The sequence below is a fragment of the Paenibacillus sp. EKM211P genome (genome assembly GCF_011066175.1).
Lineage (GTDB): Bacteria > Bacillota > Bacilli > Paenibacillales > Paenibacillaceae > Paenibacillus > Paenibacillus polymyxa.
In genome coordinates this window covers 17,591-36,275 of record NZ_JAAMNS010000003.1, presented here as the reverse complement: position 1 = coordinate 36,275, position 18,685 = coordinate 17,591, and the positions used below count along the sequence as shown (strand labels likewise).

20 protein-coding genes and 1 pseudogene are annotated in these 18,685 nt (G+C 41.3%); 10 read left to right on the top strand and 11 right to left on the bottom strand.

The genetic code is table 11. The features are described 5' to 3' along the window. The first annotated feature begins 68 nt into the window (after positions 1-68). The gene (locus tag G9G57_RS06125) at positions 69-1,007 is read left to right on the top strand and encodes an EamA family transporter (protein WP_164964660.1); all 939 of its coding nucleotides are present in this window, start codon (positions 69-71) and stop codon (positions 1,005-1,007) included. A gap of 138 nt (positions 1,008-1,145) precedes the next feature. Here the strand turns inward: G9G57_RS06125 and G9G57_RS06120 are convergent, their stop codons facing one another. From G9G57_RS06120 to G9G57_RS06110, 3 genes are all read right to left on the bottom strand, one after another. Beyond that, the gene (locus tag G9G57_RS06120) at positions 1,146-1,619 is read right to left on the bottom strand and encodes a DinB family protein (protein WP_164964659.1); all 474 of its coding nucleotides are present in this window, start codon (positions 1,617-1,619) and stop codon (positions 1,146-1,148) included. 104 nt (positions 1,620-1,723) lie between these two features. Further along, entirely contained in the window at positions 1,724-2,056 is a 333-nt protein-coding gene (csaA, locus tag G9G57_RS06115; RefSeq protein ID WP_044786365.1) for a chaperone CsaA, read from the bottom strand. 57 nt (positions 2,057-2,113) lie between these two features. Then, positions 2,114-3,016, bottom strand: coding sequence for a DMT family transporter (locus G9G57_RS06110; RefSeq protein WP_102998777.1), 903 nt, complete (start codon positions 3,014-3,016; stop codon positions 2,114-2,116). Between the two features lie 158 nt (positions 3,017-3,174). Between G9G57_RS06110 and G9G57_RS06105 the strand changes: the two genes are divergently transcribed. Together G9G57_RS06105 and G9G57_RS06100 are read left to right on the top strand one after the other, a co-directional pair. Then, on the top strand, positions 3,175-4,074 hold the full coding sequence (locus tag G9G57_RS06105; RefSeq protein WP_044786363.1) for an AraC family transcriptional regulator: 900 nt from the start codon (positions 3,175-3,177) through the stop codon (positions 4,072-4,074). 58 nt (positions 4,075-4,132) lie between these two features. Further along, the gene (locus tag G9G57_RS06100; protein ID WP_153794355.1) at positions 4,133-4,390 is read left to right on the top strand and encodes a hypothetical protein; all 258 of its coding nucleotides are present in this window, start codon (positions 4,133-4,135) and stop codon (positions 4,388-4,390) included. Positions 4,391-4,445: 55 nt separating this feature from the next. Here G9G57_RS06100 and G9G57_RS06095 read toward each other — a convergent pair whose 3' ends face one another. Beyond that, entirely contained in the window at positions 4,446-7,016 is a 2,571-nt protein-coding gene (locus G9G57_RS06095) for a S8 family peptidase (RefSeq protein ID WP_153794356.1), read from the bottom strand. 6 nt (positions 7,017-7,022) lie between these two features. Further along, on the bottom strand, positions 7,023-8,000 hold the full coding sequence (locus G9G57_RS06090) for an AAA family ATPase (RefSeq protein ID WP_153794357.1): 978 nt from the start codon (positions 7,998-8,000) through the stop codon (positions 7,023-7,025). An 814-nt stretch (positions 8,001-8,814) separates the two neighbouring features. On the opposite strand from G9G57_RS06090, the pseudogene G9G57_RS26365 reads away from it, so the two are divergent. Then, positions 8,815-9,087, top strand: a pseudogene (locus G9G57_RS26365) (transposase); the annotation flags it as partial. Between the two features lie 154 nt (positions 9,088-9,241). Next, positions 9,242-9,337 carry an IS3 family transposase gene (locus tag G9G57_RS26360; RefSeq protein ID WP_410442365.1) on the top strand — a complete coding sequence of 32 codons (96 nt, stop codon included), beginning with the start codon at positions 9,242-9,244 and terminating at the stop codon, positions 9,335-9,337. 139 nt (positions 9,338-9,476) lie between these two features. Here G9G57_RS26360 and G9G57_RS06080 read toward each other — a convergent pair whose 3' ends face one another. After that, positions 9,477-9,689, bottom strand: a complete 213-nt coding sequence (locus G9G57_RS06080) for a helix-turn-helix domain-containing protein (protein ID WP_014280031.1) — start codon at positions 9,687-9,689, stop codon at positions 9,477-9,479. A gap of 240 nt (positions 9,690-9,929) precedes the next feature. Further along, the gene (locus tag G9G57_RS06075; protein ID WP_016821451.1) at positions 9,930-10,154 is read right to left on the bottom strand and encodes a helix-turn-helix domain-containing protein; all 225 of its coding nucleotides are present in this window, start codon (positions 10,152-10,154) and stop codon (positions 9,930-9,932) included. 297 nt (positions 10,155-10,451) lie between these two features. On the opposite strand from G9G57_RS06075, the gene G9G57_RS06070 reads away from it, so the two are divergent. Continuing rightward, complete coding sequence (locus G9G57_RS06070; RefSeq protein WP_153794359.1) at positions 10,452-10,721, top strand: DUF6809 family protein; 270 nt, start codon at positions 10,452-10,454, stop codon at positions 10,719-10,721. A 341-nt stretch (positions 10,722-11,062) separates the two neighbouring features. Here the strand turns inward: G9G57_RS06070 and G9G57_RS06065 are convergent, their stop codons facing one another. From G9G57_RS06065 to G9G57_RS06055, 3 genes are read right to left on the bottom strand one after another with little or no spacing between them, the layout of a single operon-like run. Then, the gene (locus tag G9G57_RS06065; protein ID WP_164964658.1) at positions 11,063-11,815 is read right to left on the bottom strand and encodes an amino acid ABC transporter ATP-binding protein; all 753 of its coding nucleotides are present in this window, start codon (positions 11,813-11,815) and stop codon (positions 11,063-11,065) included. 15 nt (positions 11,816-11,830) lie between these two features. Continuing rightward, positions 11,831-12,490, bottom strand: coding sequence for an amino acid ABC transporter permease (locus tag G9G57_RS06060; protein WP_017426315.1), 660 nt, complete (start codon positions 12,488-12,490; stop codon positions 11,831-11,833). 40 nt (positions 12,491-12,530) lie between these two features. Continuing rightward, complete coding sequence (locus G9G57_RS06055; protein WP_164964657.1) at positions 12,531-13,298, bottom strand: amino acid ABC transporter substrate-binding protein; 768 nt, start codon at positions 13,296-13,298, stop codon at positions 12,531-12,533. 317 nt (positions 13,299-13,615) lie between these two features. Between G9G57_RS06055 and G9G57_RS06050 the strand changes: the two genes are divergently transcribed. The 4 genes from G9G57_RS06050 (at position 13,616) to G9G57_RS06035 (ending at position 17,760) form a co-directional block, all read left to right on the top strand. After that, complete coding sequence (locus tag G9G57_RS06050; RefSeq protein ID WP_164964656.1) at positions 13,616-14,542, top strand: ABC transporter permease; 927 nt, start codon at positions 13,616-13,618, stop codon at positions 14,540-14,542. A 1-nt stretch (position 14,543) separates the two neighbouring features. Next, on the top strand, positions 14,544-15,494 hold the full coding sequence (locus G9G57_RS06045; RefSeq protein ID WP_016821457.1) for an ABC transporter permease: 951 nt from the start codon (positions 14,544-14,546) through the stop codon (positions 15,492-15,494). Between the two features lie 242 nt (positions 15,495-15,736). Beyond that, positions 15,737-17,380, top strand: coding sequence for a peptide ABC transporter substrate-binding protein (locus G9G57_RS06040; RefSeq protein ID WP_164964823.1), 1,644 nt, complete (start codon positions 15,737-15,739; stop codon positions 17,378-17,380). After that, positions 17,380-17,760 (top strand): DUF3899 domain-containing protein, encoded by a 381-nt coding sequence (locus G9G57_RS06035; RefSeq protein WP_164964655.1) that lies wholly within the window; start codon positions 17,380-17,382, stop codon positions 17,758-17,760. Before G9G57_RS06040 ends, G9G57_RS06035 begins: the two co-directional genes overlap by 1 nt. A 366-nt stretch (positions 17,761-18,126) precedes the next feature. On the opposite strand, the gene G9G57_RS06030 is transcribed toward G9G57_RS06035, so the two are convergent. Beyond that, a complete protein-coding gene (locus G9G57_RS06030; RefSeq protein WP_016821461.1) occupies positions 18,127-18,675 on the bottom strand; it encodes a hypothetical protein in 549 nt (182 codons plus the stop codon). Positions 18,676-18,685 lie beyond the last annotated feature (10 nt).

The following is an 18,685-nucleotide window of genomic DNA, read 5'->3' as shown; positions in this document are numbered from 1 at the left end:
CAGGTATAATTTAAAATTTTTTTCACCTATTATAACACTATTATTATATTTCAAGGTGGAGAACATTCATGGATAAATCAGCTAGAAAAACAGGATTATTTCTTGTTATCACAGGAGCTATATTTTGGGGGATCAGTGGGACCGTTGCAAAAAAACTTTTTCAACAAATCGATGTAAATTGGCTTGTAACAACACGCTTGCTCATGGCTGGTGTTTTACTGTTGGCCGTGCAATTTTTGGTAAAGGAACGTTCCCAAATATGGGCTGTATGGAAAAATAGAAGGACAGCTTTTCAACTCATTGTCTACGGTTTGGTTGGTATGCTATCGGTTCAATATACGTATATGGCATCCATTCAAAGTGGTAATGCTGCTGTTGCGACATTATTACAGTATTTAGCACCTATAATGATTATCATCTATTTAATTCTGCGAAAGCACACTGTCTTCACACGAAAGGATCTGTCAGCGATTTTGCTGGCTTTAGTGGGTTGTTTTTTCTTGTTAACAAACGGCTCCATTTCTCAGCTATCCGTTCCGACGGTCGCAATCGTTTGGGGGATCTTATCAGCAATAGCCCTAGCTTTTTATACCTTATACGCAATACCTCTTCTAAAGCAATACGATTCCCTAGTTATTGTGGGTTGGGCGATGGTTATCGGCGGTTTTGGATTAAGCTTGATTCATCCACCTTGGCAGGTCGATTTTAAAACCTTGACACTAGACACCTATTTATATCTAGCATTCGTTATCATATTCGGCACAATGATCGCATTTTGGTTCTATATAGAAAGCTTACAAAGTCTTTCACCAAAAGAAACAAGCTTTCTAAGTAGTCTGGAACCTCTAGCTGCTGTTCTAACAACTGTATTTTGGTTAAAAGAGCCTTTTGGTTTTTTCCAATGGGTGGGTGTAATATGTATCATCGGACTGATATTGTTATTGGCATTCAATAAAAAGCCTTCTTCAAATAACCAATCAAGAGAAGATATCCCGCTCTCAGAGTAAGCTAAGCTTATGGGGAGGCATTAGGATAAAACTGCTCGTTAATGGAGAAAACGGCAGCCTTTTTTATGGCTGCCGTTTCATTATATTTATGAAGTTACTGTTTGAGGTGTTGGGGCTCGTTAGATAATACATCGAACGTTAGTTTTTACTTTGAGGTGGTTGCTTAATCATAAAAGGCACATTTTCTACTCCAACCATTCGTACATACGTAAATAATTGACCTTTATGGTGAATCTCATGGTCTTTCGCCGTGGATAGCCAGAAGCTCCCAGTGCCGAGAAAGTTTCTAAATTCAATCTCCTTTTCTAGCTGTTGAGCATTTAATTGCTTTAATTCTCGGATTGTTTCCTCCGTCAATTGATCGACGATGTTGCGTACATCGGCTATTGTGTGATATTGATCTATTTTTGTCGGGGGAGTGAAGGTACCATTTTTTACGGTATCCACGAACATTTTCATAGAACTGGCTATGTGAACGATTAGGGAACCCATGGGCATCGCATTGTCCCAGGGTTTAAAGTCAATATGTTCATCAGGTATCACTTCAACCAATTCTTGCAACACCGATCTGTGCCTCAGCCATTCCTGAAGATATTGAGCTACTACAGCCATGCTACCACCCTCCAAAATTTAGTAGTTTTCTAAGGTATTCATTCTATATTCGCAACCAATTCCCTTCTTCATGAAAAGGTCACAGATGAAACAGGAACCATTTATTATCCGATGGGCGTTCCATCAGGTAGTTTAATATCTGGTTTCAATAAAACCACGTCCCCCTTCTCGGGGATACCTCCAAGGACTAATACCTCTGAATTAAAGCCTGCTATCCGTCGAGGAGGAAAGTTGACTACAGCTATGATTTGTTCTCCTATAATCTCTTCCGCCACATATCTTTTTGTAATTTGTGCACTCGATTTTTTTATTCCAATCTCTTGTCCAAAATCGATTTCAAGTTTAATAGCAGGTACTTTGGCTTCTGCAAAAAACTCAGCGTTAATTATGGTTCCAACCCGAATATCAAGTTTCAAAAAATCATCAATCGTTGCCATGTAAGTATTCTCCTCATCCATTATTTTCTTAAATTTCACGATAAACCGTAGACAATTTTAATATTTTGCAACCGCAAACTTTAGCGATTTTGCCCAAAAATACATCCCCATACCGAATAAAGTCATGATTCCACCTATGAATTGAAATGCAGACATGATTTCTCCCAAGAATAAGTAGGCGAGAAGTATGGCGAGAACAGGCTCTCCAATAATACCCACTGACACCGTAGTTGCCCCCATTGACTTCAACAGCAGATTAAAAATATATTGACCAAAAATAGTTGGAATTACTGCAAGTAATAAGAAATACGTCCAATCCGACGAGTCATATTCGATCAAGGAATAATGATTCACCAAATTGTAGACTAGCAGGACACTGCCGCCAAGAAAAAAGACAATCACACTATAAAAATTTGCACTTATTTTGTGGCTTACCTTCTGTCCTGCTATCATATAAGCCGAAACCAAGATTGTTCCTAATAGGGATAACCCATCTCCGATTAATGCCCCTTTCGAAGTCCCTATGTCTCCCCAAGCTATAATGATTGAACCGATAAGAGCAGCGATCAAGCAAAAAATAGTGAATAGGTTTACTCGTTCTCTGAACATAAAGTATGAACCAATCATTACGAATAAAGGCTGCAAGGATAAGATGACCATGGAGCTCGCAACTGAGGTATATACCAAAGATTCCATCCAGAATAAGAAATGTAACCCGAGAAAAAGACCAGCCAAGAAAACGGTACCCCAATCTTTTTTGGTCATATCTGAGGTACGGAGCATTTTCCAGGGTACAAAAGGAAGCATTAATATGACTGACATATACAATCTATACATTCCAGCCACGGAGGTTGGAGTATGTGAAGATTTTATCATGATGGAAGAGACGGAAACCGACAAAATACTGATGAACAGCATAAAATACGGATTCAAAGATAGCGATGTTTTATTTATTTTCATAATGACCCTCTCAGATGTTTTTGACCCATTGTCTGTGCACAGAACAATTGAATAATAAACTGAACTGAGTATAATAATATCACCGCTTTTATTTATTTTGTGTAAGTATATCTTTCGTTTATATAGGAATATCGTCATAAGAAAGGACCTTCTCTTCAATGGAAAAACAACTGCACGAGACCATTCTCTATCCCGATGTTTCATTTCCATACATCATGTACACCCATTCGGTTCATGAAAGTATTCCTAAAGGTAGAGGATTTAACGATTTACATTGGCATGAAGAACTACAGATCACTTTGGTTACTAAGGGAAAACTTGTTATACAAGTGAACGGGATTGATCATGAATTAGACACAGGTCAAGCTATTTTAATTAATAAGGGTGTTCTTCACGTGACTACCCAGCTTTCACATCACGGTCAATATGTCAGCTTTAATTTTCCAGAGAAGCTGTTGGCCTTTTATGCGGATAGTGCGATGGAAAAAAATTATGTACTGCCTTATACAAACTCTTCCTTACTGTCACTTGTAATTAAAGGAGATGCTGAATGGCAAATTCAAATACTACAAATGCTGTGGGATATGAAACAGAAGTTTGATATGAAAAAAAGTTGGGGATGGGAATATGAAGTAGCCATCAAAACAGCACAATTATGGTTCATCTTAATATCTAATATTTCGCTTTCTTCTGAGGAAGCACCTAAATACGTGAAAATACAACAGGAAAGACTTCAATTGATGCTTAGCTTTATCCATCAAAACTACTTCAACAACATAACACTACAAGAAATTGCCGATATAGCACATTTAAGTGTTTCAGAGTGCACTCGTAGTTTTAAGCGAACTATTCATATGACACCTTATGATTATTTGATTAAATACCGCATCAAGAAAAGCAGTGAATTACTAACCTCAACACAATATACCATCACTGAAATAGCCCACAGAGCGGGCTTCAATCACGTAAATCACTTCATTCAGTCGTTTAAAAAACATTATAATAAAACACCTAAAGAATTCCGCAAATTTAGAAATGATTTTATGATTAAGGAATGAAGTTGCCGATATTAGATCTATTGTTATACCCTGCAACTGCAAAAAGAGAGAATTTTATGTGAATGGGCTACATTATACCGTTAGATCGGCAATCGACAAAGATGCGGCAGATTTATCTGAATTAAGATTACAGATTGAGGAGAGACAGAAAAATATGAACTCAATAAAAGTGATTAAAATTATGGGGAACATACTTGTCCCGACTGTGGAAGTGCATTTTCATCTGATGATGATGGGGGCAATGGTTTTTGCAATAAATGTGCCTGGAATCATTAATCTTATTTTCGCAGCCAGGACAATTTCTAGTGTAGTATAATTCTTGCAAGAGATAAAAAAGCGACATCCCTGCACTTAGGTGATGTCGCTTTTAATTAAGGTCTGATTCTTGGTCTAATACGGTTACTTACTTCTTGATAGACTTCGACATCAATACCATCCTTCACTTCAAGTGAGACCGACAATCCATATGGTATTTTTTCTGCCAGGCCCCCTGCATCTTCTCTGCAATTAACTTCAATCACCAAGTCTGTTCCGTCAATAAATGGTGTGGCTTTGTCACCTTCAAGTATCTCGTGCTGAATTGTCCCCCTTTTAACAGCATTATTGTCCACATCAGTTCTTTTGACTGCCAACTCTTTTGTTGGAGGTGTAAATGATAGGTGAGCTCGTCTGTATCTCTGATCATTACAATTAACAGGAGTTAACCATCCAAGTGTGATAGTCAGTCTCCTCCAAACCTTTTTACTACTCAAAGAAGGAGGCAAAGGAATTCGGTATATGTGTGTTTTGTCCTTGGTCAACTCGCCACAACCTAGGAGAGTTACTCGTTGAGCAGTACAATCAAAAATTCTTGATGAATCTACGGTGCCATAACCTATAAATCGTGGAGCTACCCTGTCTTTAAAATAATCATCCTTCTTCTTAAGATTTTCCTCTAAGATTGGCTTAATCGCCCCCCAACTTGCTCCATGAACCATCAAAGTTTTAATTAAAACAGACATCAAATTTTCTTTAAAAACTTCATTTCCAGTCTGCTCTTCTCTTAGCTGGATGAGTTTCTCATAAACTTGGATTGCGGTTCTCGTTGCTAATGCCGTTGCATTACTAGTTCCTCTAGTATATGCAACTGTTTCTAGATTTCCTTGTCTGGTAGGATAGGCCACCTTCTGCCCAGGAGCTAACAAAGATTTATTAATAATGAAATCAAAATTGTTAAACATGTCTTTAGTGTACAATTGCCTACCACCATTAAAAAGTACATCCGGTTTTACTGAACGTCTATAACCAAGGCCAAATCGACTTACTGGGCTAACCATAGGAGAGTATGACATTAGCTCTTTTCGATTACCCAAATTAAATTTCTCTCCAGATGCATCGCTATGAAGTGCACCCACTGTCAATGCATTCATTGCTTCTGAAGGGCTTAAAATTCTACGTAGATGAGCATTATCTAACATTACCTTAAGTATTCCTGATGATAATTGTTTGGCACTAAGTTGATCTACAATTATCTTGCCATCAGAATTAATACTTATTCCATCAGCATGATTTCCAGCACTAATGATAAATAAAATTCTATACTTGAAAGAGAGCCAATCAATTAATTTAGCCCAAGGACTCAATGTAAAATTGAAAGGTCGAGCTAAATCCCCAATTGATAAGTTTATAATTTTCACAGATGGAGCCATCGGCTTAGAACCAGTTTTATCTTCAAACATTCTTACTATAGCTCTATGTACCAAATCAATTGGTAGGATATTGTCTGGTATGCATTCTACTCTAGCATCATTCATCCAATCCCGTTGATCAGGCTGCATAATCGGCCTTACATACAAAGGACGAGTTAAAGGCTGATTTTTTTCATCAAGTTCTCCATGGATAATTAATGATGCCATTGTGGTACCATGAACCCGTTCATGAGATTGATAGTTTTGTGAAAAATCGTCAGGATCATCAATTATAAGTCGGCCTTTTAATAGTGAATGATTCTGTAATGGAACTCCATCTAATAGTGCCGCAACTGGTTCTAAAGAGGATTCAAAAGTATTTGAGGGAATATTGAAAGCTTCTAGATCGCCATCTTCCTCTGGAATAGATACCATTGCTTGTCCAATTGGGCGAAAAAACATTATGTGCTCGGATCTAATCAATTGCACATGGGTACTTTCACTTAAATTATTGAAAATTGAAATCGGTGCCTCTACCAACAAGGCATGGTACTGAATATTATCAATGATGGTTTCATTAATAATAGTCCCTTTTACTTGGTTAACTAATTCTCTTATACCTTGAGAAGCGTTACGTCTAGCATCCGTCTTAGATCGATACCACAATTCAACCTCAAATCTGATTACTTCAAGTCCAGCATCAACTCTTTCTTTCCACTCTTCCTCGAAGCCAGTTCCTGAAAAACGATCATTGATATCCCATAAACGGATATCCTTTAACTGTTCGAATAAATGCTTCAAAGGGGCCTTCCCAGTTTCGAAACTCCCATTATTTTTATACAGATGCCACATTGATTGCAATTCAGACATCGCTCTTTGGTCAGACATAATCAAAAACAGTCTTCCATCAACTTGCTTGTCAGTTTTTTCATTAGGTTTATCCTTTTTTGTATAATGAAAGTCATCGTCGGCTTCGAGTTTTTCTTCCCATTCCACCAACCAATCAAGCCCCTCGACCTTCTTAACTGCATTAGCAAAGTTTTGAACAGAATCTGCCGTAACTAAAACCAAAGTTTGCTCAGGTAAACTACCTGATATATCACGCTTCACACTAATGCGTTGGTTAGCAAACGCCTGTTCCATTCTCTGCATCTTAGGTTCTAGTCTTTCAACCTGTCTTTCTCTAGTCGGAAACTTTGGCCTAGTTGGTGGAAACGGATGAGTCTCTCTATTCGCTGTCACTGCTTGTGGAAGAATTATTATCGGTCTTTCCATATATTATCACTCCAACTCATTTGACTTGACCTCATACCTTGCCTCCCACTGTTTAAGTCGATCTCGGATGATTGTTTTCAAGTTGGAATTAGGTAATGATAAAACATATCGACGTTGAATATCTAAAGTAAACTGTTCAATTTCTGCAAAACTCAACCCATACATCTTTTCACTAAGGATTTTAGGACTATACCCTAAGGACTGATCAAACTTTATTTGGAAAGACTTAAACCATTTCTCAATTTGCGACTTCTCCGGCTTAGGTAAATCAAGCCTAAGCTGAAACCTTCTCCAAACCGCTCTATCCAAAAGTTCAGGATGATTAGTAGCCGTCACAACAACTACATAGCTGGGTAAGCTATCTATTTGCAGCAATAATGAGCTAACTACTCGTTTGATCTCACCCGTTTCTTGTTGATCTCCTCTTTCTTTACCAATTGCATCAAACTCATCAAAGAACACAACACATCTCTGTGTTTTTATAAAATCAAAAACCTTTTTTAGCCTAGTAGCTGTTTCACCTAAATAACTACCTATGACTCCTTCATATCTTACACTAAACAATGGAACCATAAGTTCAGTTGCAATGGACTCTGCTAAAGAAGTTTTCCCATTGCCTGGAGGGCCAATTAACAAAATTCGATTCCTGGGCTCTAATCCATATGATTGTAATAACTCAGCCCTGTGTTGCTCCTCTACTAGTTCGTGACAAGCTTCAAGTACAATCTCATTAAGTATCAGTTCCCTCAGTGGTTTGTAGGGAGTTTGTTCATATAACAAGTCCCTAATCCCATCGTTTATAAAACTTGTCGTTTCTTTTACTACTGATCTTGATTTAAGACTTTCTTCCAGCCTTTCTGCAAGTACATGGTGTTGCTTACTACGTTCCTCCGCAATTAAGGCCTCTACTGTTCGCTGAAACAACTTAGTATCCCCACTAGAACCAGCATTAACAAGGCTTATTAATAAATCTGCTCTTGCCATTATCTACACATCCCTTCATTAAATCCATTACATAGTGTGGGATGGAGAAGGCTAACTCATACAAGTACACATATATTCTTCACTACTTACATCCCTCTTTTCATTTTATGATAAATCATGTTCCTAGTCATAGATTCAAAAGCACCGTTTATCCAAATGACTGATTATTTCCAGCTGTCAGTCAGGGCTCTTTAAGTCTTAGCTCACTTGTAATAACGGCTTTAGTAATCAATTTCACCTAATTAATTAGGAATATTGTACCATGTATTATACAGAAAACCCACTGGATCTTTATAATGCGTCATTGGTAGTCCCTTTGACATATTCATCTTAATCTCGCCCAGTTCCTCCAGAAATCTTTGTACTATCAGCCTTTTTGGACTAAATAGTTGTAAAAGACTGCTATTATGTAGATTTTAAGACGAGGAAATGTTATATATCAGTGAAATTGAAAATTTGTAACTTAGGTTGGATTACTAAATCAGAATAAGCCGCTTTTGAGTCCCGTCCACACGAACCAAATTAGCCTCCCATAAACAAGGTAAGAAGTGAAAACACAATCAAGCTTTACAGAATGAATCTAAGTACATAATAGCCAATCCATGATCCAAGCAGATAAGAGGCCAAGTATAAATATATTCATTCCAGAATGATTCTGCCTCAAGCCGTGGCTTTGGCAGCTATTTTTGCAGCACGATCATGGAGTCTGGATGAAACATAAAAAATTACTCCGGCTCATGCAGGTCTTGGGAATCCGCTCACAAATTCGCCAGAAGCATCACGCTGCAACTATGTTTCTTCTACGTAAGGTCGTATGGCGAAAAATCCGCTAAAACAGGATTTCAAAGCGGTCAAACCTAATCAAAAATGGGGCACAAATATCACGCAATATCGTATGGGTGATTGCTGGCTATATCTGTCTGCGATTAAAGACTTGTTCAATAACGAAATTATCGCGTTTCAGATAAGCAATAGAAATGATAACGAACTAGTTTTACAGACATTTCGGCAAGCATGGAAACAGCAAGAAGACGTGACTGATCTCACCGTTCACAGCGACCAGGGATTCCAGTACACGTCCCATGCGTGCCATGACATGATGCCAAAGGTTAGTGCCCGAATCAGCATGTCTTGCCGAGGCAATTGTTATGATAATACCTCGATGGAGGGCTTTTCCCGCATCTCAAAACGGAAGAGCTCTACCCATATGTTATCGAAATATGGACTAGGCACAAAGGAGAATAGAAGAATATATGCAATTTTACAACCAAAGTCGACCACAAAGAAAGTTAAATAAGCTGCCTCCTAAAGAGTATCAGAAGCAGCTTATAGCATAGAGTCTTTTTTCAGAGTCTATAAAATGAGGTCTTTACCAGTACCGCAACACAGTTATGATAGGACGATTTAATGAATAATTTTAGAAAATAACGCTCCTGCAAATCATCGCGGGAGCGTTATTTCTGGAATTATTCATTTTTACCTGTAACGTTTAGGATTATCTGTCTGACCAAGAATAAAGTCGATACTCACCTTGTGGAAATCCGCCAACTTGATCAAGACAACACTCGGGACGTCCAGGTTCCCATTTTCATATCGGGAATAGGTCGTTTGTGAGATTTGTAAGAAGTCGGCCATGCTCTGTTGTGTTAAGTCTTTGTCCTCACGTAAACTGCGAATTCTCTTGTACACCGCTCATCACCCAAGCAAAGTTTACAACATGCGAGAACTGCATATTGATTTTTATGCGTTTTTAGCATAAAAAGAAAGTTGGCTCGCCCACAAAATTAATTCATATGCAAAACTCTCAATTGGGGCAGATATATTCTGCCAAATTAGTTTTATTAAAGTTGGTATTTTCCAGATAAGCATATAACAGAATATTTAAATAAAGCTCTGTGGTCAACATAAAGCTTTATTTTGCATGCTATGCTATTCTTTTCTTCCTGTACAACGTTCAGGATTATCTGTCTGACCAAGAATAAAGTCGATACTTACTTTGTGGAAATCTGCCAATTTGATTAAGACAACACTTGGAACGTCCAAGGTTCCATTTTCATATCGAGAGTAGGTCGTTTGTGAGATATGTAAAAAGTCTGCCATGCTCTGTTGTGTTAAGTCTTTGTCCTCACGTAAATCGCGAATTCTCTTATACATTGCTCATCACCCAAGCAAAGTTTACTTCATGCGAAAACTGCATATTGATTTTTATGCGTTTTTCGCATAAAGTTTATTTGAAGAGTACAACAAGTTGAATAAAAACGAAGTGGGTGGAATGGTGCTGTACAAGCGATAGCGTTCGCCTTTGTGCTCGGGTTTCAACCTTCTTAGCTTGATTAAGAAATCCGGGCACAACAGTGATGGGAAGCACCATCCGACCGCGTAGTGGCGCTGTATGTACATCTTAAGCTCAACTTAATAAATAATCAGTATTCATAGGAGGCAGGATAAAAAATGATTTTGGAGGATATGTATTATGGGAAATGGCGTCCCAGTGAACAAATAAAGTCAACCGACCCTGAATCTCAAAAAGTGAATCAAAAAATTAGCGACCTTATGGAAATATTAAAAAATGAGTTACCCGCAGTCGATTTTGAGCAAATTGAAGTCATGTTTGATTTATTAAGCGAGTCAACTTCCCTGCACTCCGCAGCAGCGTTCATCCACGGTTATCGGACGGGGGCATTAACGATGATTGAAGTATTCAGCAGTGAGAAAGAATGAGTTGCTGGTCATAAACGATAAGGAAAATGATTGAGAAAAGAGTGCTTTATCAGCTTAAACAAGCCCAGTTTTGCAGTACGCCCTGCAACTGCAAAAAAGGAGATGGCGCTCGCCATCTCCCATGCTCTTATTCCTACTCATACTTCCTGCTTAAAAACATAGTCCCTATACGGGTGGTCGGTGAGCGGAGCGGGCAGAATTGTTCTGAAGAAGCGGAGCGTTCGCCTTTGCAACGGGATTTTAACCTTACCAGGTGTCATATAAATGAAAAAATCCCGTTGCAACAGCGATCGGAAGAACAATCTGCACGCACAGCGCCTCCCCTGGAAAGAACTATGTTTTTAAGCATCCACCCGATTCAAAAACACCTTCGTCCGTTCCAGCTGCGGATTGCCAAAAATCTGCTCTGGTGTACCAGATTCCGCAATTTCTCCATTATCCATAAAAATGACGCGATCCGCCACATCTCTCGCGAAATTCATTTCGTGGGTCACGATGACCATCGTCATATGCTCTTCAGCCAGCTTTTTGATCACTCGCAGCACCTCGCCTGTCAGCTCGGGGTCAAGGGCCGAGGTCGGCTCGTCAAACAGTAAAATATCAGGGTTCATCATCATTGCCCGGGCAATCGCTACACGTTGCTTCTGTCCCCCCGATAATCGGGACGGATACGCATCCGCTTTATCCGCCAAGCCGACTTTAGCCAGCAACTCGGCGCTTTGGCGTCGCAGTTCAGCCTTGCTCACCTTTTTCACCAGCTTTGGAGCCAGTTCCAGATTATCCTGCACCGTCAAATGAGGGAACAGATTAAAATGCTGAAACACCATGCCCATTCCGGTAGTAATGCTTTTAATGTCGCCTGCCGGAGCATAGTGACCATTTTCCACCAGTGCTTTATCATGGATGCGAATCGTCCCACCCGTCACATCTTCCAGGTGTACCAAACTACGGAGCATGGTACTTTTCCCTGAACCTGAAGGACCGATAACAGCTACAACCTCGCCCGACTTCACGTTAAAGCTTACTCTTTTCAGAACGTCGAGCTGGCCGAATGATTTTTTCAAATCGGTTACTTCTATTGCGTTAGTGTTCATATCCCGACATTCCTTTTACTCGAATTTAAAACGTTTTTCCAGCGCCCTGAAGAATATGGTAAGCACCAAAGCCATCAACAAATAAATAACGGCTGCTACAACATAAGGCACAATCGTAAAATCACGGTTTACAGCCGTATTGGCAAAATGCAAAAGTTCCGGTACCGCTACCGCATACAGCAAAGCCGTATCTTTCACCAAGGTCGTCGCCTCATTGGTTACCGCAGGCAAAGCAATCCGTACCATTTGCGGCACAATGACTCTAATCAGCGTTTGCGACTTGCTCAAGCCCAGCACTTGCGAAGCCTCGTATTGCCCTTTATCAATCGACAACATTCCACCTCTAAAAATCTCTGCAAAATAAGCCGCATAATTCAGTACAAATGCCAGTACCGCAGCCGTTGTCCGGTCCAGTACCAGATACTCCCCAATGACAGGCAACATCGGCAGACCAAAACAAAAGAACAATAATTGCAGCAAAAGCGGCGTACCTCTTATAACATAGATGTACGTGTGCATCAACCAGGCAATAGGCTTAAACCGACTTTTGGCCAGCAGCGTAACGATAAATCCGAGCGGAATAGACAAGATGAGCGTAATGAAAAATAAAATGACCGTCATCTGTGCCCCTTCAAGCATAGGCTTCATAATTCGTAAAATATATTCCATACTCATAACCTTCGACTCCTAAACCCTTAGTTCATTACATTACGTATTAATTTAATACTTTATCTTCACCGAACCATTTTTTTGAAATCTCAGCTGCTTTTCCGTTCTTGTGTAGCTCATCCAAAGCAGATTGTAGCTGCGTCAACAGCTCTTCATTCCCTTTTTTCACGCCGATGCCGTATTCCTCAGGGGCCAGTGATTCATCAAGCAGCTTATACGTCCCTTGTTCCTTGGACATATAGTACTTGGCAACAACCTCATCAATAACAACTGCATCTAGGCGACCGGTTTTCAGATCTGTCAAAGCAAGAACGTTATCCGGGTACTCAGACACTGACTTCAATTTACTTTTAATCGGATTCGCATCTAATGCATCGGCTGCTGAGGACAACGTTTGGAGTCCCACCGTTTTGCCTGCCAGATCAGCCAGCTTGGAAAGACTGGAGGTAGCTGGAACAACAATGACCTGACTGTTTTTCAGATATGGCTTCGTGAACAGTACTTTTTCCTTACGCTCATCTGTAATGGTGTATCCATTCCAAATGAGATCAATACGTCCACTGTTCAGCTCGGATTCTTTGGCAGACCAGTCAATCGGCTGGAATTCCACTTGCTTGCCCATTTGTTCCCCTGCCGCCTTCGCATAATCAATATCAAAACCGGTCAGCTCATTATTTTCATCTCTAAAGCCCATCGGCGCGAATTTATCATCAATTCCAATAATCAACTTGCTGTTATCCTTAGCGCCGGAACATCCGGCCAACACGATCATAATCAACCCAATCATCATCGTAAACATGGCTGCTTTTCTCATCTTATTCCCCTCCAACAATGGTGACCCCCGATTCAAGAACAGGTGGCAAACGCTTTAGTTCGTTAACACGTTATCAGAGTATCATCATAACATACCGCAGGATACTCGTCGAGAGGAATCAGCGGAATCTTAGCCTTATAAAAATGGAAAACTTGTGACGGAAATTTGACCTGTGTTCTATAATGTAAAACCTTACCTTGACATGTTAACTTATCCGTTTTATTATTTCCTAGTATTCTTATATACTTTTATTAATTTCAAAGATTCAGCAGCAATAGAATGTAAATCAGCTTGAAAGACAGGAGAAATAAAGTCCCATGTACATTTTAAAACGTCTTTTCACGATGCTCATTACGTTATGGATTATCGTCACTTTAACGTTTATTATCATGCACATCATTCCGGGAGATCCGTTCTCGAACGATTCCAAGACTATTCCGGAGGCCGTATTGCAAAACATGCGTGCTAGGTACAATCTGGACAAGCCGCTCGCGGTGCAGTATGTGTTGTATCTCAAAAATCTGCTCGTGCTGGATATGGGGCCGTCTATTCAATCGAAAACAACCGACGTAAATATGCTTATCGCCAGAGGCTTTCCACCTTCTGCACTGCTGGGTATTCAATCCATCGTGGTTGCGATTATAGCCGGTATTGCGCTTGGAACATTGGCTGCTTTACACCATAATCGACCACTGGATTATATTTCGATGTTTATCGCCATTGTGGGTATTTCCGTTCCCAGCTTCATATTGGCACCACTGTTAATCAAGTATGTTGCCGTCAAATGGTATCTGCTTCCGGTCGCCTCATGGGGAACCTGGCAGCATACGGTGCTTCCATCGCTAGCTCTCGCTGTTTCACCTCTTGCTGTTATCGCCCGTTTTATGCGGACAAGTATGCTGGAAGTCATGCATGAGGAATACATACGCACCGCCAAAGCGAAAGGATTGTCCTCTTGGGCAGTAGTCATTCGTCACGGACTACGCAATGCATTGATTCCGGTGCTGTCCTTTATCGGACCGCTATTCGCTTCCGTGATTACAGGTACCTTTGTCGTCGAAAAAATATTCGCCATTCCCGGCATCGGTAAATATTTTGTAGACAGTATCTTTAACCGGGATTATCCAGTCATTATGGGTACGACCATTTTCTACAGTGCCATTCTGGTTGTCACCTTATTTTTAATTGATATTTCCTATCGCCTTGTCGATCCACGAATCAAATTAGTCAGCAAAGGAGATTAACATGAAAGCAGCACCTACTGTCGAAAAGGACAGCCTTTTTAGTCTTGTAGACCGCAGCCAGATGCCCACCCCCGCGTTGACTAGACCCCAAGAGTCACCCTGGCGGGATCGGCTTCGCAGACTTTTTAACAACAAGCTTGCTCTGTTGGGGCTTTCCCTACTTATCATCATTATTGTGCTGGCGATTGTCGGACCTTCCATGGTTCCTTATGCTCCGAGTGACCAGTCCCTTTTGAAGACGAATCTCTCTCCTTCGAAAGAGCATTGGTTTGGCACGGATGATCTGGGCAGGGACGTATGGGCACGGACATGGGCCGGAGCTAGAATTTCACTTATGATTGGTTTTGCTGCTGCTGCCATTGATTTAGTGCTTGGCATTCTCGTCGGCTGTGTAGCTGGTTATTGTGCAGGCCATGGTAAAATGGGCGACCGAATCGACAATGTCCTGATGCGAATTATTGAGATTTTGTACAGCATTCCTTATCTGCTGGTCATCATTCTGCTGCTCGTCATTATGAAGCCCGGCCTGCTCACGATGATTATTGCTTTATCTATTACGGGATGGGTCGGCATGGCCCGGGTAGTACGTGGGCAAATCCTACAGCTCAAGCAGCAGGAATACGTACTGGCCGCCCGCAGCTTGGGGACATCTCATTCACGCATCATTTTCAGGCATCTACTGCCGAATGCAGCAGCCATCATTATCGTAAACCTGACGTTCACTATTCCGTCAGCTATCTTTGCCGAATCGTTCCTGAGCTTTCTCGGTCTGGGGATTCAGTCTCCTTCAGCCAGTTGGGGAACGATGGCTAACGATTCGCTCGGCGTTATTTTAAGCGGTCAATGGTGGCGCCTATTCTTCCCCGGCCTGATGATATCGCTCACAATGCTGGCGTTCAACACACTTGGAGACGGGCTTCAGGATGCACTTGATCCGCGTTCACAGCATTAACAACGCAGATATTCAAATTGGACAAGGAGGAGTATCACCATGATCCGCAGCTTCTTGCTTAACTGTAGAAAAAACGGAAGTTCCTTTATGGAAATGCACACACGCGGCATACCATTTCGGAAAGGAGGATAAATAAATCCCGTCTGATCGTTTCGCTCTCTATAATATTGCTGATTTGAAATCGTTTTGGGATTTATACACAACGTTCAAATAACTAACCATAATAATGGAGGAAAACCATGATGAAAAAAATGCATTGGATGACAATCATCTTACTTTTGGCCATAACGGCTTTGGCAGGATGCTCTGGCACTGGGGATAAGACAGCAAGCAATGACTCGTCCGCTGCGTCTCAAGCAGATGTCCCGCAAGAAATTACAGCCAATCTGGCAGGTGGTGAGCCTTATACACTGGACCCTGCTTTCGCATCAGATACAACGTCCTATTTTGTCATTGATAACTTGTACGAAGGGCTGTATACATACGACAAAGCCGGTAAAATCGTAGAAGGTGCTGCCAGCAAAGTAGACGTGTCTCCTGACGGCAAAACATACACCTTTACCATTCGCGACGGCGCAAAATGGTCGAATGGAGACCCGCTGACGGCTAAAGACTTTGAATACGCCTGGAAACGGGTACTGAATCCGAAAACGGCTGCTTATGACCCTTCTGCCCTCTACTACATTAAAGGTGCCGAAGCGTACAACACAGGCAAAGGTAAAATTGAAGACGTAGGTGTTACGGCTAAAGATGATAAAACACTTGTCGTTGAGCTAAAATCACCGCTGAGCTTCTTCCCTACGATTGCTGTCGGTCACGCCTATTTACCTGTGAACCAAGCTGTTGTGGAGAAAAGCGACAAATGGGCAGCAGAAGCTAACACAATTGTCGGCAACGGCGCGTATGTAGCCAAGGAATGGAAACATAACGAGCAAATTACGCTGACGAAAAACGATCAATACTGGAACAAAGATGCTATTACAATGGCAACGATTAACTTCAAAATGGTTCAAGACTCCACAACCTATTATCAAATGTACAAAACAGGTGATCTGGATCTGATTTTGAGCCTTCCTGTAGATACACTGGATCAGGAAAAGAGCAGCAAGGAATTCCTGTCGCACCCATCTTTTAGTGTGTACACGTATTCTTTCAACGTAAAACAAAAGCCGTTTGACAATAAAAAAATCAGACAGGCCATTGCCTACGCCATTGACCGTGAAGCACTGGCTACCAACGTAACCAAAGGTGGCGAGACTCCGGCATACGGCTATGTTCCATACGGAACAATAACACCATCTGGTAAGGACTTCCGTGATGAAGCGCCGAAAAAATACTATGAGTTTGATGCAGCAAAAGCAAAACAATTGCTGGCCGAAGGTCTGAAAGAAGAAGGTTTGACCAAGCTGCCTCCGATCACCTTCAAGTACAACACATCGGACAAGCATAAAAAAGTAGCTGAAGCTATTCAGGAAATGCTGAAAACGAATCTGGGCGTTGAAGTGACGCTGGAGAATCAAGAATGGAAAACATACATTGATACCTTTAAGCAAAAGAACTTCCAGATCGCCCGTATGGGCTGGGAAGGAAACTTCCTTGATCCACTTGGCGTATTGGGACACTATACTTCCAAAAATTCGAACAACTTTACCAACTGGAGCAACCCGGAGTATGACAAGCTGATCGAATCCTCAACCTTTGAGCTTGATCCGGCAAAACGCTTTGAACAGCTTCATCAGGCGGAAGATGTATTGATGGAAGATTTGCCGATTATACCGATCCAGTTCTCTGCGGACACTGCATTAATTAGTCCTAAAATTCAAGGCATCGTATTCGATGCTCGTTCGAATCCAGATCTCCGTTTTGCAAAACGGGTCGTAAAATAATGATTTTACGTTTTGGAATCACTGTCCTGATTGTTGGTACCTTAGGATTTCTATACACCGCACCCCACCTCGTGTACGGTCGTGAAAACCTGGTTACCGCGAATCTGCTATTTCTATTAGGATTGCTAGGCTTGGTAATCGGTGCGATCTTCCATGTCCTGCAAAGTGGTTTTCTCACCCTCTTCCTGCGGGGATTTGCCGACATCGGGCAGTTGTTCATTCGTCAATCCAAGGCATTGCAGGAGGAAAATGAACGTTTGCGTTCCGATGAATCTCTGTCAGCCTGGAAAACATCCATGTTCCGCCACCTCAAGGTATATACTTCGGGGTGCGGAGCGGGGCTTTTACTTTGCTCGATAGTATTAATGGGGATGAGTTAGGGGGATGAGGAGCTTTCTTGCAGTTGGTGGGCGCTGCACGTGCAGATTGTTCTTCCGATCGCCACCGCCCCCGGATTTCTATTAGAACCTGTAAAGGTTAAAATCCGGGGACAAAAGCGAACGCTTCGCTTCCCCAGAACAATTCTGCCCGCTCCGCTGGCAACCGCCAATAGAGCTTCTACATGTTTTAGAGTAGGTGTAGGAGTGAATTAGACCAAGAGTAAATCACTTGTCCTGCCGCTTTGTAACTGATCTACAAAAAAAAGAGAGAGTTCCGTGGATTTTATTCATGGGACTCTCTCTTTTTTATTTTAATAAATGCGCTTTTCCTTTGCTTCTTGCAGCCATGACGGGAACTCGTCTAACCTACCATCTGCGTCGTCGCTCGTCGCCACTTAGGGGAAAGTCGCTCAATTCTCCGAGTTGGTCATGTGCAGCCTTATAAATGCGGAGAATCGCTTGCACCTTGTTAAAATCATTGTCTTCCGGACCGAATCCTTCCATATACATCCTTTGGATAATGTTTTGGAAAAAATCCATACGCTCGCGGATGGAATCCTGTTCGATTTGCAGCACATCTTCAAAGCTGTGTGTCTCAGCAAATTCAGACAGCTCATCAAAATCCTGTTCCTGATATCGCTCTCCCCGAGTTTCGGGATTGAGATCAATAGAGGTACGCAGGGTTGACAATAAAATATTTTCACGTGCCAGCATGACATGAAAATCTTTGTTTTTAAACAGATCCGTAACGATCAGACGGCACATTTCCTTGTTTTGCAGCAGAATCCCATCAAAGGGATGCAGCGTCCACACACCGTAGTTAAAAAATAAATTAAAATTGAAGCTACTGCTCCCATACTGATATACAATGTTGATTTTCGATTCATCGATGATTTCAAATGAAAATTCCAGCATGCATTCTCCT

Bases quoted from the DNA above. Each gene is read 5' to 3' on its own strand.
- G9G57_RS06125 (WP_164964660.1), top strand. From the start codon at position 69: ATGGATAAATCAGCTAGAAAAACAGGATTATTTCTTGTTATCACAGGA.
- G9G57_RS06120 (WP_164964659.1), bottom strand. From the start codon at position 1,619: ATGGCTGTAGTAGCTCAATATCTTCAGGAATGGCTGAGGCACAGATCG.
- csaA (WP_044786365.1), bottom strand. From the start codon at position 2,056: ATGGCAACGATTGATGATTTTTTGAAACTTGATATTCGGGTTGGAACC.
- G9G57_RS06110 (WP_102998777.1), bottom strand. From the start codon at position 3,016: ATGAAAATAAATAAAACATCGCTATCTTTGAATCCGTATTTTATGCTG.
- G9G57_RS06105 (WP_044786363.1), top strand. From the start codon at position 3,175: ATGGAAAAACAACTGCACGAGACCATTCTCTATCCCGATGTTTCATTT.
- G9G57_RS06095 (WP_153794356.1), bottom strand. From the start codon at position 7,016: ATGGAAAGACCGATAATAATTCTTCCACAAGCAGTGACAGCGAATAGA.
- G9G57_RS06090 (WP_153794357.1), bottom strand. From the start codon at position 8,000: ATGGCAAGAGCAGATTTATTAATAAGCCTTGTTAATGCTGGTTCTAGT.
- G9G57_RS06075 (WP_016821451.1), bottom strand. From the start codon at position 10,154: ATGTATAAGAGAATTCGCGATTTACGTGAGGACAAAGACTTAACACAA.
- G9G57_RS06070 (WP_153794359.1), top strand. From the start codon at position 10,452: ATGATTTTGGAGGATATGTATTATGGGAAATGGCGTCCCAGTGAACAA.
- G9G57_RS06065 (WP_164964658.1), bottom strand. From the start codon at position 11,815: ATGAACACTAACGCAATAGAAGTAACCGATTTGAAAAAATCATTCGGC.
- G9G57_RS06060 (WP_017426315.1), bottom strand. From the start codon at position 12,490: ATGAGTATGGAATATATTTTACGAATTATGAAGCCTATGCTTGAAGGG.
- G9G57_RS06055 (WP_164964657.1), bottom strand. From the start codon at position 13,298: ATGAGAAAAGCAGCCATGTTTACGATGATGATTGGGTTGATTATGATC.
- G9G57_RS06050 (WP_164964656.1), top strand. From the start codon at position 13,616: ATGTACATTTTAAAACGTCTTTTCACGATGCTCATTACGTTATGGATT.
- G9G57_RS06045 (WP_016821457.1), top strand. From the start codon at position 14,544: ATGAAAGCAGCACCTACTGTCGAAAAGGACAGCCTTTTTAGTCTTGTA.
- G9G57_RS06040 (WP_164964823.1), top strand. From the start codon at position 15,737: ATGAAAAAAATGCATTGGATGACAATCATCTTACTTTTGGCCATAACG.
- G9G57_RS06035 (WP_164964655.1), top strand. From the start codon at position 17,380: ATGATTTTACGTTTTGGAATCACTGTCCTGATTGTTGGTACCTTAGGA.
- G9G57_RS06030 (WP_016821461.1), bottom strand. From the start codon at position 18,675: ATGCTGGAATTTTCATTTGAAATCATCGATGAATCGAAAATCAACATT.